General features: G+C 64.9%; 11 protein-coding genes and 1 riboswitch. Of the genes, 5 read left to right on the forward strand and 6 right to left on the reverse strand.

Annotated elements, in window-relative coordinates; genetic code table 11:
• Window positions 1–5: 5 nt before the first annotated feature.
• Window positions 6–1,499 carry a glycosyltransferase gene (locus J3S28_RS20715; RefSeq protein WP_207842741.1) on the forward strand — a complete coding sequence of 498 codons (1,494 nt, stop codon included), beginning with the start codon at window positions 6–8 and terminating at the stop codon, window positions 1,497–1,499.
• Entirely contained in the window at window positions 1,492–3,186 is a 1,695-nt protein-coding gene (locus J3S28_RS20720; protein WP_207842646.1) for an ArnT family glycosyltransferase, read from the forward strand. The genes J3S28_RS20715 and J3S28_RS20720 overlap by 8 nt, the downstream gene beginning before the upstream one ends.
• Window positions 3,187–3,213: 27 nt before the next feature.
• Here J3S28_RS20720 and J3S28_RS20725 read toward each other — a convergent pair whose 3' ends face one another.
• Window positions 3,214–4,356, reverse strand: a complete 1,143-nt coding sequence (locus tag J3S28_RS20725) for a beta-mannosidase (protein WP_207842647.1) — start codon at window positions 4,354–4,356, stop codon at window positions 3,214–3,216.
• Between the two features lie 126 nt (window positions 4,357–4,482).
• On the opposite strand from J3S28_RS20725, the gene J3S28_RS20730 reads away from it, so the two are divergent.
• Window positions 4,483–5,808: a D-alanyl-D-alanine carboxypeptidase family protein gene (locus J3S28_RS20730; protein ID WP_207842648.1), complete on the forward strand. Its 1,326-nt coding sequence runs from the start codon at window positions 4,483–4,485 to the stop codon at window positions 5,806–5,808.
• A gap of 28 nt (window positions 5,809–5,836) precedes the next feature.
• On the opposite strand, the gene yhjD is transcribed toward J3S28_RS20730, so the two are convergent.
• The 5 genes from yhjD to J3S28_RS20755 all read right to left on the reverse strand — a co-directional run bounded on the left by yhjD (window position 5,837) and on the right by J3S28_RS20755 (window position 11,605).
• Window positions 5,837–6,943 (reverse strand): inner membrane protein YhjD, encoded by a 1,107-nt coding sequence (yhjD, locus tag J3S28_RS20735; RefSeq protein WP_207842649.1) that lies wholly within the window; start codon window positions 6,941–6,943, stop codon window positions 5,837–5,839.
• A 30-nt stretch (window positions 6,944–6,973) separates the two neighbouring features.
• Window positions 6,974–8,014 (reverse strand): tryptophan--tRNA ligase, encoded by a 1,041-nt coding sequence (gene trpS, locus J3S28_RS20740; protein WP_207842650.1) that lies wholly within the window; start codon window positions 8,012–8,014, stop codon window positions 6,974–6,976.
• 32 nt (window positions 8,015–8,046) lie between these two features.
• Window positions 8,047–8,853: an exodeoxyribonuclease III gene (locus J3S28_RS20745; protein ID WP_207842651.1), complete on the reverse strand. Its 807-nt coding sequence runs from the start codon at window positions 8,851–8,853 to the stop codon at window positions 8,047–8,049.
• Between the two features lie 105 nt (window positions 8,854–8,958).
• Entirely contained in the window at window positions 8,959–10,167 is a 1,209-nt protein-coding gene (locus tag J3S28_RS20750; protein ID WP_237341881.1) for an MFS transporter, read from the reverse strand.
• A gap of 214 nt (window positions 10,168–10,381) precedes the next feature.
• Complete coding sequence (locus tag J3S28_RS20755; protein ID WP_207842653.1) at window positions 10,382–11,605, reverse strand: NADP-dependent isocitrate dehydrogenase; 1,224 nt, start codon at window positions 11,603–11,605, stop codon at window positions 10,382–10,384.
• Window positions 11,606–11,984: 379 nt separating this feature from the next.
• Window positions 11,985–12,094, forward strand: a riboswitch (SAM riboswitch).
• Window positions 12,095–12,152: 58 nt separating this feature from the next.
• Between J3S28_RS20755 and J3S28_RS20760 the strand changes: the two genes are divergently transcribed.
• Together J3S28_RS20760 and metX are read left to right on the forward strand one after the other, a co-directional pair.
• Window positions 12,153–13,469: a bifunctional o-acetylhomoserine/o-acetylserine sulfhydrylase gene (locus tag J3S28_RS20760; protein WP_207842654.1), complete on the forward strand. Its 1,317-nt coding sequence runs from the start codon at window positions 12,153–12,155 to the stop codon at window positions 13,467–13,469.
• 1 nt (window position 13,470) lies between these two features.
• Complete coding sequence (gene metX / locus J3S28_RS20765) at window positions 13,471–14,613, forward strand: homoserine O-acetyltransferase MetX (RefSeq protein ID WP_207842655.1); 1,143 nt, start codon at window positions 13,471–13,473, stop codon at window positions 14,611–14,613.
• The last annotated feature ends 10 nt before the right edge of the window (window positions 14,614–14,623 follow it).

Consider the following 14,623-nt stretch of genomic DNA (forward strand, 5'->3'; position numbering starts at 1 on the left):
ACGGCATGAGCACCGACGGGATGGACCCGGAATCCGACGAGTTCAAGACCACCGCTCTGTTCGACGCGATCGAGGGTTTACGCGCGGTCGATCCGCTGCGATCAGCCTCCACGGCGGTGGTGGGTTGGCAAAAGGGCGTGCTGATCGGGTTCTGCGTCGTCGTCATCGGTCTTGCCATCTGGCAGCCCGTCGCCACCGCGACTTCCCTGATCGGACTCTGCACCCTGTTCTACGTAGGGTCACTCGGCGACCGGCTCCTGATCTTCCGGCGTGGACTCGCGTCCGGCCCCATCTCCATCAGCGACGAACGCGCCCGGGCTGTTCCGGACTCTGACCTGCCGATGTACACGATTCTCGTGCCGGCCTACAACGAGCCCGAGGTGGTGGCCGACCTCATCGGAGCCATGGCCGCGATCGAGTACCCCGCCGAGAAAATGCAGGTCCTCTTACTGCTCGAAGCAGACGATGACGTGACGATCAACGCGGCGGAGGCGTGCAAGGGCGTCGAGATGATCACCATCGTGTTGGTACCTCCCGCCGAACCGCGAACCAAACCCAAGGCCTGCAACTACGGCCTCCACCTCGCCACCGGCGAGATAGTCACCATCTACGACGCGGAAGATCTCCCGGATCCGCTCCAATTGCGGCGCGCGGTCCTCGCTTTCGCCGACGGCGACGACTCGATCGCGTGCGTCCAGGCGAAACTCGCGTTCCACAACGGCAGGCAGAATCTGTTGACCGGGTGGTTCACCAACGACTACGGACTGTGGTTCGGCTACCTGCTGCCCGGGCTGATGCGCAGTCGTGCACCCATCCCGCTCGGTGGCACATCGAACCATCTACGGCGTTCTGTGCTCAGAGAGATCGGCGCGTGGGATCCGTTCAACGTCACCGAAGACGCCGACCTCGGGGTGCGGATCGCTGAAACCGGATACCGCACAGCGGTGATCGATTCGGTGACCCTCGAGGAGGCCAACAGCGACCCGATCAACTGGATCCGGCAGCGATCACGCTGGTACAAGGGCTACCTGCAGACCTGGCTGGTACATGTGCGGCGGCCGGTCACACTGTGGAAGGCCATCGGTGCCGTCAGCTTCATCCGATTCACCCTGCTGCTGGCAGGCACTCCCGTCATCGCCTGCCTGAACCTGGTCTTCTGGTTCATCACGGTGATGTGGTTTCTCGGCCAGCCTGCCTTCATCGGGGAGGTGTTCCCCTGGTACATCTACTTTCCGGCCCTGGTCTCGCTCATCTTCGGCAATGGCGCCACGATCTACATGAACCTGATCGCCATCCGAGAGGACGACCGTCCCGACCTCCTGATACCAGCGCTGACCGTCCCCATCTACTGGGTGATGATGAGTATCGCGTCCGCGAAAGGGTGCTATCAGCTGATCCGGAACCCCTCCTACTGGGAGAAGACCTTTCACGGCCTCTCGGTCAAGACCGACGTGAATCCCGGCGATGCGCCGACCGGCGCGGAGGGTGGCAATGGGTAGCAGACGCCTCAGCACGATCGTCTACTTCGTCTGCGCCGGCGTGTATCTGGTGGTGGGGTACTACCTGTGTGTGCGTCACGGGTTCATCATCGGCGACGCCCTGTCCAGGGTTTCGTCAGCGGAAACGGTGCTCTTCAGCCGCGATCCCCACGTCGCCGCAATCGGTTTCATCTTCACGCCGCTGACCGCACTCGTGCAGCTACCGGCCGTGGGGTTCGGCGAGATCTGGCAGCCGATGACGGAACTCGCCTACTCGGGAGTGATCATGTCGGCCCTCTTCATGGCCGGCGCCGCGGTACAGGTGCTCGGTATCGGCGCGGATCGTGGTCTCCCGCGTTCGTTCACGCTGCTCATCACGGTTCTGTTCGCCTTCAATCCGATGATCGTGTTCTACGGCTCCAACGGGATGAGCGAAGCCCCCTTCGTGTTCTTCACCTGCTGGGCGGTCCGCCGACTGATCGCCTGGGCGACGGACGACGATGTGCACCACCTCGCTGCTGCCGGCGTCGCACTCGGCTTGGGCTACCTGACCCGATACGACGCCGTCGCAGCCATCGGCGCAGCCGCGATCTTCGTGGCCATGGTCACGGCATTCCGTAGCGCCCCGCACCTACGCTGGCGTCGCGCCGCCCTCGACGGCGGACTGGTCGCGGCTCCCGGCTTCTTCGCGTTTCTCGGCTGGGCGGCCACCAGCTGGCTGATCACCGGACAGGCGTTCGCCCAATTCAGTTCGCAGTACGGCAATTCCTCGATCATGCAGCAATCGGGAGCCGACACCCCCCGCGAGTTCCTGCCCGGTCTCGAGTTCTCGTTCACCTCGACCGTGCTCCTCGCGCCGACGTTGATCCCACTTCTGGTGCTGGCCGGGGTGGCGGGGTGGTGGCGCCGCGACTGGATCCCCCTACTCGTGCCGGTCCTGATCTTCGGGGCGGTGCTTGCCTTTCAGGCCTACAGTTACGCGAGCGGTTCCACGTTCGGCTTCCTGCGCTTCTACATTCTCGCGGTACCCATGGCGGCGACGACGGCCATCCTGCTCCTGCCCGCCCGCGCCTGCACGATAACCAAGAGGCGCGGCAAATATGCACCGACGCAGACGCTCTCACCATCGCGCCACCCGGCACCCCGGCATCGGATCAGCCGCGCCCCGAAGTGGCCGGCTTTCGTCGCCGCGGCTTTGTTACTGGCAGTGACCGTTCCGAGTTCCGCATGGGGAATGAGCAAACCGCACTATGCTCCTCAGGAGTATGCGCTCGGAGCCGTGCTCGCACCGGAACCCGACAACGTCACGGACCGCAAGGCGACCGAACACCGTATCGCGGCAACTTTCTCGACCGAGCGCGAGATGGCACGGTACCTCGACGGACTCGATCTCCCTGAAGGATCCATCCTGACCGACACCGTCTACGGATTCGCCGTCGTGGTCGCCTCGACGAAACCGAAGACCTTCGTCGTCCCGTCCGATCAGGATTTCACCGCCATCCTCAACGATCCCGCGGCCAACAACGTGAAGTATCTGCTCTCTGTGCCCAACACCGGGCGAGGTGAATCAGATGCACTCAACCTCCGTTACCCGACGCTCTACGAGACCGGCGCCGACATCGCAACGCTGGCACTCGAGGTGCCCAACGACGGCGAGAGTCAACCGATCTGGCGAATCTACCGCGTACTCGAGTCCGTCGACGACTGATCGTGGTGGCCGGTGGGGCCTCAGCGACTAGGCCGCCAGCCTGCGAATGACCCCGAACATGGGATCGCCGGGCCCGATGTCCAAGGTGCATTCACCGAGTCGCGGATCCGGCACAAACGACCAGAACAGTGCACCCGCCGTACCTGCCTCGTTTTGAGCCGAGACCTTGCGCAGAAGCGTGTCCGCCCGCTCATGCAAGCTGACGCAGCCGCCCGCACGCTGCCCGATCTCAGCGACGACCAGCGGTTTGCCCACTGCCTGCGCCTGTGTCAGCCGAATCGCGAGTCCATCGTGATGGTTGCCGGGTATCAGCTCTCGCGGACTGTAGTCGTGGTAGTCGAGAACGTCGATGCCTGGCGATGCGGCGACGTCGCCATACTCGGTGAACTGCGCTCCGCACTGCCCACCGCCGGCGAGCCCGGCCCACACCGGGGTGTCGTGGTCGAGCGACTTGAGCCGCGCGCCGGCGTCGTCGAAGAACGAACGCAACACGCGCGCGGCGTCCGCCGGGCAGGTTCGGGCCTGCCAGGTGCAGGCCGCGTCGCCACAGTTGCTCGCCTCCGGCTCACCCATCAGTTCCCAACCGGCCAGCGACGATGACGAGCCCCAGCGGGCCACCGCAGTGTCGAGCCAGCGGGCGTAGGGCATCGGAGCGGTCTCCGCTTGAATGTCGTCCCATCCGGATGAGTACCACTGATGATCCTTGAATTTCCCGTCCTCACAGGCACCTTCGCCCGAGGCCAGCACCGGTACCAGCAGCTGATCGTGGCGACCCGCAGCATCGAAGATTGCATCCAACCGGGAGAAGTCGGTCTCGTGGGTGTGCTTGTCGACTGCCATCGAGGCGAAGAGGTTGAACCGTGTGACCGAATCCGCCGGCAAAGCGCCGAAATACGAATCGAGGTCGACCTGCGCCCCGCAGCCGTTGTTCACTGTCCAGTCGGTGCCGAGTTGATAGGCGTTCAACCCGATCGGCCACCAGGGGCGACCGTCCAGGAGTAGTCCGTCGGCGGTCGTCGACACGCGAGAAGCTCCCTGTTCGTTCCCCGAACGGTCCTCGCCACATCCGGCGACAATGGCAACCAGCGCCAAGACAACCGTTGCGACGACCATCCGCGACGACCGACGTCGCTCTGTAGGGCGCCGCTCGGCACAGGCTCCGCGGCTCATCGCACCATCGTATGCCCCTTCAGCCGGGTCATCGGTCGCTCACCTGAGCGAATGCCTGCACCGAACGGTCGAATTCCGCCGTTTGACGACCCCCGAAGTGCACCGTGACCGGTACTGTCGCAGGCGATGATTCGACCGCTACAGCGTGCTTCGGTCCTGGTGGGCTCGCTGATACTCCTGCTATCGATCAGTGGACCTGCCGTGGCCGGCGCCGCGCCCGTCACGCTGACGCCCCCGATCGGCGCACCGGCGCCTGAGACGATCACCGACGGCTGCCCGTACCAGACCACCCCGGTCCCGCCCGTCGACGAGTCGGAGGTCGTACCAGTCGGCATGCCGTCTCCGACACCGTTGCCGGTACCCGATCCCCCGGTAGGCGGTGACCTACTCGGAGGTTGCGGGGTCGTTCTCGCCCCTGGGGCCGCCCCGGCGCCCGAAGGCCTGACCGCCGCAGGTTGGCTGATCGCCGATCTGACCGCCGACAAGGTCCTCGCAGCCAAGGATCCGCATGGTCGCTACCGCCCGGCCAGCACCATCAAGGTGTTGCTCGCCCTGGTGGTCCTCGACGAACTGGATCTGGACGCGACGATCACCGGTACCCAGGACGACGACGAGGTCGAGGGCGACGCCGCCGGGGTCGGTCCCGGAGGCATCTACACCGTCCGCGATCTGCTCGCCGGGCTCATGCTGGTGTCGGGCAACGACTGTGCGCACGCACTTGCCCGCGAACTCGGCGGTCAGGACGCAGCCGTCGAGAAGATGAACGAGAAAGCGGCAGAACTCGGAGCGACCGACACGCGCGCCGCCTCCGCGTCCGGTCTCGACGGGCCCGGCATGAGCAGCTCACCATACGATGAGGCGCTGATCTTCCGCGCGGCCCTGCAGTTCCCCGAGTTCGTGGAGATCTCGAGACACGACGAACTCCGGTTCCCCGGATATCCCGGCATGCCCACGGACACCACCGACGCCGACGGGAATGAGTCGTCGGCCGAGACCACCGCGGAGACCACCCCATCCGGCGACCCCGGTATCGACCTCTACAACATGAACCAGTTGCTGTACAGCTATCCGGGCATGATCGCCGGGAAGACCGGGTATACGGACGATGCCCGCAAGACATTCGTCGGCGCCGCAGAACGTGACGGCCGCCAGATCCTCATCGTGCAGATGTATGGACTCAACGACGGGCCCGGTTCTTACTGGCGCCAGGCCGAGGCCATGCTCGACTACGGATTCGCCCAGCCCGCAGCGCAGAACATCGGCACCCTGATCGAGGAGCCGGGTCAGACGACCGAATCCGCGGGCGCCGAGCCCCGAGACGGCAACCGGGTCGCCGCCCCCGAATCCGAGGCCGGCACCGACTGGACCGTTCGACTCTTCATCGGGCTGCTCGGTGCACTCGTCGTCGTCGGTCTCGTCTACGCAGGCCTGCGTATGGACAAACGCCACTGAGGCCGCTCGCACCCCAGCTCGGACGCGACTAGCGTCTGCGTCGGGTTGCTGCCGAGATACCCACGGCAGCAACCACACCCGTACCGATGGCTGCCGCGACACCGCGCGGACCGAGACCCTCGCGTACCTGCACACGCGGATAGATGACCACCGGATCGGGAACCGAGGCCGGTTCGTACTTACGGTTTATCGGATCCGTCGCGGCCCACGCTGTCGCGAACAAGATGATACGAGTGGTGATGAATGCGAACACCATGATGCCCAGGATGGGGCCGAATGTGGCACCCGCGGGGCCGGTGATCACCGACTGCAGGTAGAAACTCGCGACGAACTTGAAGATCTCGAACACCACGGCCGTCAGCAGACCCGCCTTCGCTGCGTTGCGCAGCGGTAACGCGACTCGCGGCAACTTCGCGATCACCCAGGTGAAGAGCAGCCACGAGGCGAAGATCGAAAGGACAACGGACACAGCCCTGATCGCGATGAACACGCCCGGTAGCTCGTCGAGCTGCAACCATTCGAGGATTTTCGCCGTCAGGCCGCTGCTGGAGAGGGCCGACAGCGCGAATGTCACCACCATGGCCGCGAACAGCCCGAGCAGCGCCGCGAGATCGGCCAACTTGGTCTTCACCACGCCGTCGGTCTCGGGCTCATCACCCCACTGCACGGTCAGCGCCATGCGGAGGTTCGCCATCCAGCCCAGTCCGGCGTACAGCGCCACCACCAAACCGATGACACCGATCGTGGTGCGGGAGTCGATCGCCTGATTCATCAGATCGGTCAGCTGGTCCCCCATGCTGCCGTCCACCGACTCTGCGATCTGCTCCTTCGCGCGGTCGAGGAGATCCGGGTTGTTGACGAAGACGAAGCCCGCCGCGGCGAACCCGATCATCAGTAGCGGGAACAGGGCGAAGATGCTGAAATACGTTGTCCCGGCCGCGAAGTAGTCACCCTTGCTGCCCTGATATCGCTGACCTGCCTCGACGAGGTGGTCCAACCAGGGACGAGCCGCGCGCTGCTTGTCGAGGAAGGAAGGTTTACCGGCCTTGTCCTGCGTCGCCGACGTGTTCTTCTGCTCCGGTGCCTTGGCTTCGGCGTTCGTGGAGTCGCGACCCCCACTTCGCGCTGGTGACATCGGTTTCCCCGTTCGGTTGGTCAGTCCATGTCAGCTGGGTGCTACGAACCCAACTTTGTCATAAACCATCTGTAACGTTCGGGAAGCAACCTCTCGCGCCCGCTCGGCACCCGCGGCGAGCACGCGATCGATTTCGGTGGTGTCGCTGAGCAACTCGTCGAATCGCTCGCGCAGCGGGGTGACGAACGCGGTCAGCGCATCTGCGGTGTCGACCTTGAGCTGGCCGTAACCTTGCCCTTCGTACCCGGCGACCAGGTCGGTCACGGAGGTACCCGTCAACGCCGACTGGATGGTCAGCAGGTTGCTGACGCCGGGTTTTTCCGCACGGTCGAACACGATCTCGCGGCCGTTGTCGGTCACGGCGGAGCGCAGTTTCTTCGCCGACCGCTTGGGATCGTCGAGGAGATTGATCAGTCCAGAGTCCGACTCTGCGGACTTGCTCATCTTGGCGGACGGGTTCTGCAGGTCGTAGATCTTCGCGGTCTCCTTCACGATGAACACCTCCGGCACCACGAAGGTCTTCCCGAACCGGGAGTTGAAGCGCTGCGCAAGGTTCCGGGTCAGCTCCAGATGCTGGCGCTGGTCTTCGCCCACCGGCACCGAGTCGACCTGAAAGGTGAGGATGTCGGCCGCCATCAGGATCGGGTAGGTGAAGAGTCCGACGCTCGCGTGGTCGACGCCGGACTTGGCCGACTTGTCCTTGAACTGGGTCATCCTGCTCGCCTCGCCGAAACCGGTGAGACACGAGAGCACCCAGGTGAGCTGCGCGATCTGCGGGACGTGCGACTGCAGGTAAATGGTCGCGCGCGCGGGGTCGACACCGAGCGCGAGGAGCTGGGCAACGCTGCGCCTGGACCGATCTCGTAGGGCCTTCGGATCATGCGCCGTCGTGATGGCGTGCATGTCGGGGATGAAGTAGAACGCTTCGTCGAAGTCGTCCTGCAACGTCACCCACTGCTGCACGGCACCGAGATAATTTCCAAGGTGGAACGAATCACTGGTCGGCTGGATGCCCGACAAGACGCGTTTGCGCCGCTGCGGTGGGCTGGTCTCGGTTGTCACGTCACTCACCGGTGAATTCTCTCATTCGGCCGCGACCGGTTTTACGAGTACTCCACCGTGACCGGCGCATGGTCGGACCACCGCAGGTCGTACGCGTCGGCGCGGTGCACGTAGGACTTCGTCGCCTTGGCGGCCAGTCGCTTATTCGCCAGCTGATAGTCGATCCGCCAGCCCGCGTCGTTGTCGAAAGCCTTGCCGCGCCAGCTCCACCAGGAATACGGTCCGGCGACGTCCCCGGCGAGCTCCCGCGCGACGTCGTTCCAGCCGCGCTCGAGGAGCCCGGCCACCCAGGCACGCTCTTCCGGCAGGAAGCCCGGGTTCTTCACGTTCCCTTTGGCGTTCTTCAGGTCCAGTTCGGTGGGCGCGATGTTCCAGTCGCCGCCGACGACAACGTCGCGGCGCTTACGTGCGGCCTTGCCGAGATGTGCGGCGAACTCGTCGAGGAACCGGAACTTCTCGTCCCTCTTCGGCCCATCACCGGCACCCTTCGGGAGATAGAGGCTCGCGACCGTCAAGTCACCGAAGTCGGCCTCGAGATAGCGACCGGTGGAGTCGAACTCGTCGCTGCCGAAGCCCCGCCGAATCTTGTCCGGTTCGGTTCGGGACAAAATTGCGACCCCGGAATGCCCCTTGATGGCGGCTTCGCTCATGCACAGATGCCACCCGTCCGCCAACGCCGGCGCCAGCGCTTCGAACGTCTGCTCTTCGGTGGCCCGAGTCTCTTGCAGCAGAACGTAATCGGTGTCGGTGTCGCGCAACCAGGGCAGCAGTCCGAGATTGCGTTCCGATCGCTCTTTCACTGCCGCGCGGATGCCGTTTGCGTTTATCGTGGTCACGATTGTCGTCACGTCCGCCGAGCCTACGGGCGGGCACCGACACGAGGCCGGGCGGGACATGGTCGACCTGTCTGCTTCACCTCGGCCGCCGGGTTCGAGAACCACCCGCCGGCGACGTCACCGCGCGTCTACCGGCACCAGCGGTTCGGGGGCGGGGGCGGCCAGTCGCCTGGTGCGCCGCGCGTAGAGCATCGCGAGTCCGAGAACCGTCAGCCCGGCGACCGCAAGACCCGCGCCCAGCACAGACGGCGCCCGGTAGCCGTAGCCTGCCGCGATCACCAGACCGCCGAGCCACGCTCCGCCGGCGTTGGCGATGTTGAGCGCAGAGTGGTTGAGTGCTGCCGCCAGCGTCTGGGCGTCGTCAGCGACGTCCATCAAGCGGATCTGCAACGCAGGCGTCAGTGCGGTGCCGCTCAGTCCGATCAGGAAGGTCAGGGCCAAGGCAGCCCAGGGGTTGCTTGCGACCAGCGTGAACAGCAGCAGCATGGCCATGATCGCGACGAGCCCGATGGCGATGGCGCGCACCACGCCGCGATCCGCGAGAGCACCACCGACGAGGTTGCCGGCCACCATGCCCAGCCCGAACAACATGAGTGCGAACGGGATCAGTGACTCTGCGACGCCGGAAACAGACGTCAAGGTGGTGTTGATGTAGGTGTAGAAGGCAAACATTCCGCCGAAGCCGACGATTCCGATGAAGAGTGTGAACCAGACCTGCGGACGCACGAGCGCGCCCAGTTCGGTCATCGGATTCGTGATCTTCATGTCGGTGAGCGAGGGCAGGTACCAGCAGAGCGCCGCGATGGTGAGCAGTCCGATCGCCGCGACGACCACGAAGGCCGCGCGCCAGCCGAGGGTGCTGCCCAGCCAGGTCGCCGCCGGTACCCCCACGACGTTGGCGACGCTCAGACCGAGCATGACCTGCCCGACCGCCTTTGCTCGCGACGCCGGGCCTGCGAGGTGGGCGGCGACGAGGGACGCCACCCCGAAGTAGGCGCCGTGCGGCAGACCCGCGATGAAGCGGGCGAACATCAGCATCCCGTAGGACTGCGCGAAGACCGTGGCGGCGTTGCCGACCGTGAACGCGATCATCAACGCGATCAGTAGGGTCCGCCGCGACATCCGGGCGGTCAAGGCCGCGATCAGCGGGGCACCGACGACCACGCCGAGCGCGTAGGCGGAGATCACATGGCCGGCCGTCGGCTCGCTGGTTCCCAGCGACTCGGCGATCGAGGGCAGCAGGCCCATCGCGACGAACTCGGTCGTGCCGATACCGAAGGCGCCGAGCGCCAGCGCGAGAACGACGGTCCGTCTGCTGCCACGCATACCCCCTGTTGGAGTTGGGGTGGTGGCACTGACTGCAGACATGCATCGATCCTCTCGGGATGTCAGGGGAGACGGCTCCGTTGCCGCCGAGGTAACTAAGGTGCAAACCGTTGCAGGCGTCGCAGCATTCCGCAATCGCACGTGAACTGCCACACAGAACATCGACCCCCGGCGGCCGGGGGCGGATGGTGGTGAGTCGTCGCCGACTCGAGTGTCAGCTCGCCTTGATGGCCGCTTCGAGATTCTCGTCGAGGGCACCGAGGAACTCCTCGGTGGTGAGGTAGGCCTGATCGCCGCCGACGAGTTGCGCGAGGTCCTTGGTCATCTTGCCGCCCTCCACGGTGTCGATGACCACGTCCTCGAGCTTCTGCGCGAACTCCCGAACCTGCGGGGTGCTGTCGAGCTTGCCGCGATGATCGAGGCCACGGGTCCACGCGAAGATCGATGCGATCGGGTTGGTCGATGTCGGTTTGCCCTGCTGGTGCTGGCGGTAATGCCGCGTCACCGTTCCATGGGCGGCCTCGGCCTCGCACACCCTGCCGTCAGGGGTCAACAGGACCGAGGTCATCAGGCCGAGCGATCCATACCCCTGCGCGACGGTGTCCGACTGGACGTCACCGTCGTAGTTCTTGCACGCCCAGACGTATCCACCCTCCCATTTGAGGCTGGAGGCGACCATGTCGTCGATGAGGCGGTGCTCGTAATGGAGTCCGGCAGCATCGAACTCGGCCTTGAACTCAGTGTCGAAGACGTGTTGGAAGATGTCCTTGAAGGCGCCGTCGTAGGCCTTGAGGATGGTGTTCTTCGTCGACAGGTAGACCGGGTAATTGCGCTGCAGACCGTAGTTCAGCGATGCCCGCGCAAAGTCTTCGATGGACTTGTTGAAGTTGTACATTCCCATCACGACGCCGCCCTCGGCGGGCATCTGGACGATCTCGTGCTCGATCGGCTCCGAGCCGTCGTCCGGCGTGTAGGTGATGGTGACCTTGCCGCCCGAGGGGACCTTGAAATCCGTTGCGCGGTACTGATCACCGAAGGCATGGCGCCCGACGATGACCGGTTTCGTCCACCCAGGGACCAGTCGCGGCACGTTCGAGATGATGATCGGAGCACGAAAGATGGTGCCACCCAGGATGTTCCGGATCGTGCCGTTGGGAGAACGCCACATCTTCTTGAGGCCGAACTCCTCGACGCGCGCTTCGTCAGGCGTGATCGTGGCGCACTTCACCCCGACGCCGTGCTCGAGGATGGCGTTCGCGGAATCGATGGTCACCTGATCGTCGGTGCGGTCGCGCTCCTCGATTCCGAGGTCGTAGTAGTCGAGGTCGATGTCCAGATAGGGGTGGATCAGCTTCTCTTTGATGAACTGCCAGATGATCCGTGTCATCTCGTCGCCATCGAGCTCTACAACTGTTCCTTCGACCTTGATCTTGCCCATATGGCTACGCGTCCTCCTGCGATGTGCTGCCCCGCCGGCGGGGCTTGTCTCGGAGCGACCCCGTGGGTCGCGCGCACGTCCGACGCATCCAACCTGACACGGCGCGAGCGAACCGGCCGCACCACCCATAAAATAAGACGGGCGTACTGCTAAATCAGCATACCCGTCCCCGGGCGCCGAGCGCGCCGGTTCTCGTGCTGCTGCGCGCAGACGACGTCCGTCCACACAGACCCACAGATCCCAGGCAAACCCACGTGCTGCAACAGCTGGGTTTGCCTGAGGCACCTGGTTTGTGACACGTGACCCCGAAACGGAGAAATTGGGCTGCGCGAGAGGGTTCTCAGTGACTTCCCCGCGTGTTATATCCTCTACTGCGAAAGGTCATGAGTGTCAGCAACAAGCCCCGGCTCGCTGACCGGCAACCCTCCAACCGCGGTGGGGTGCTCCGGGTGATGACCTGGTTGCGGTTCGCCGCAGCAAGCGCGGGTCCGCAGGTCGGACCCAATTTCAATTGGATGTTTCACCGACCGAGAAAGAGAACTCTTGCATGTCTGACAACGACGTCAATCCGGCTGACAACTGGAGCTTCGAGACCAAGCAGGTTCATGTCGGCCAGGCCCCCGACTCGCAGACCTCTGCGCGGGCCCTACCCATCTATCAGACGACCTCCTACACGTTCCGCGACACCGAGCATGCTGCGAATCTCTTCGGACTCGCCGAACCGGGCAACATCTACACCCGCATCATGAACCCCACCCAGGACGCGGTCGAGCAGCGCATCGCCGCTCTCGAAGGTGGCGTCGCCGCGCTGCTCGTGGCTTCGGGTCAGGCCGCCGAGACCTACGCGATCCTCAACGTCGTCGAGAACGGTGGGCACGTCGTCTCCAGCCCGCGCCTCTATGGCGGCACCTACAACCTTTTCCACTACACGCTGCCGAAGCTCGGCATCCAGGTCAGTTTCGTCGAGGATCCCGAAGACCTCGACAGCTGGCGCGCAGCCATCCAGCCCAACACCCGCGCGCTGTTCGGTGAGATCATCTCGAACCCGAACAACGAGATCCTCGATCTCGTCGGGATCTCGGGCGTCGCGCACGACGCGGGGCTTCCCCTCATCGTCGACAACACCGTCGCGACGCCGTACCTGATCAACCCGCTCGCCCACGGTGCGGACATCGTCGTCCACTCCGCCACCAAGTACCTCGGCGGCCACGGCACATCGGTCGGCGGCGTCATCGTCGACGGTGGCACGTTCGATTGGCGCGGGCAGCGCGACGGCCAGGACCTGTTCCCCGGCTTCACCACACCGGACCCGAGCTACCACGGTGCGATCTTCGCCGACCTCGGTGCGCCGGCGTTCGCGCTCAAGGCTCGGGTGCAGTGGCTGCGCGACACCGGTGCCGCCATCTCGCCGTTCAACGCGTTCCTCATCGCGCAGGGCATCGAAACCCTGAGCCTTCGCATCGAGCGTCATGTGTCGAACGCACAGGCGGTCGCCGAGTACCTGTCCAAGCACGCGCAGGTCGAGTCCGTCGCATACGCGGGCCTCGAATCCTCTCGCTGGTACAAGCGCGGCCAGGAACTGGCGCCGCGTGGACAGGGCGCGATCATCGGCTTCGAGATCGCCGGCGGTGTGGACGCGGGCAAGAAGTTCGTGGACGCGCTGACCCTGCACAGCCACGTCGCCAACATCGGTGACGTGCGCTCGCTGGTGATCCATCCCGCGTCGACCACCCACTCGCAGCTGATCCCGGAGGAGCAGATCGCAGCAGGCGTCTCCCCCGGCCTTGTGCGCCTGGCGGTCGGCATCGAGAACATCGCCGACATCCTGGCCGACCTCGACACCGGCTTCGCCGCGGCCAAGTGAGGTGAGTATCGACCCGCACACGCCACCGCGCACTCATCCGGACTGGGAATCCCTACCGGATGGGCAGCTGACCAGTGTGTCGGTCGGTCCTCTCGAGCTGGACAACGGTCAGCGCATCGACAACGTGACCCTGGCGTTCCAACGCTGGGGCACTCTGTCGCCGGCGCGCGACAACGTCGTCCTCGCCCTGCACGCTCTCACCGGTGACTCCCACGTCACCGGACCCGCCGGACCCGATCAGCCCTCCCCCGGTTGGTGGGATGGGCTGATCGGGCCCGGCGGTCCCGTCGACACCGACGAGTGGTGTGTGATCTCGGCAAATGTCCTCGGCGGTTGCCGTGGCTCGACGGGGCCGGCATCGCTCGATTCCGATGGGCGTGTGTGGGGTTCACGATTCCCGCACATCACCGTGCTCGACCAGGTGCGCGCCGAGGTCGCGTTGATGGACGCCTTGCAGATCAACTCTGTCGCGTCGGTCCTCGGCGGATCGATGGGCGGTGCACGTTCACTGGAGTGGGTGATCGGCTACCCCGAACGAGTCCGCAGCGCACTGATCCTCGCGGTCGGAGCTCGGGCGTCTGCCGACCAGATCGGCACGCAGACAACCCAGATCGCGGCCATCACCTCGGACGCGAATTGGCAGAACGGTGATTATCACGGCTCCGGCCGTGCCCCGACCGCCGGCCTCGGTATCGCTCGCCGCATCGCCCACATGTACTACCGGCACGAGCTGGAACTCGATGAGCGCTTCGCGAATTCACCCCAGGGCGACGAAGATCCGCTCCATGGCGGCCGCTACGCGGTGCAGAGTTATCTCGAGCACCAAGCCGACAAGTTGGTGCATCGGTTCGACCCCGGTAGCTATGTGGTGCTGTCCGAGGTCCTCAACCACCACGACGTCGGCCGCGGTCGCGGTGGTGTCGAAGCAGCGCTGCGCAACTGCCAGGTTCCTGTCGTCATCGGTGGCATCGATTCGGACCGGCTCTACCCGTTGCGTCAGCAGGTCGAGCTGGCCGAACTCATGCCCGGATGCGTCGACGGGTTGCACGTGGTGCATTCGGACAATGGCCACGACGGTTTCCTGACCGAATACGACGCCATCTCAGAGCTTTTGAAGAAAACCGTGGACCTCGCGCGCCGCTAGGCACCTGGTA

It is taken from the genome of Williamsia soli, assembly GCF_017377795.1.
GTDB classification, from domain to species: Bacteria; Actinomycetota; Actinomycetes; order Mycobacteriales; family Mycobacteriaceae; genus Williamsia; species Williamsia soli.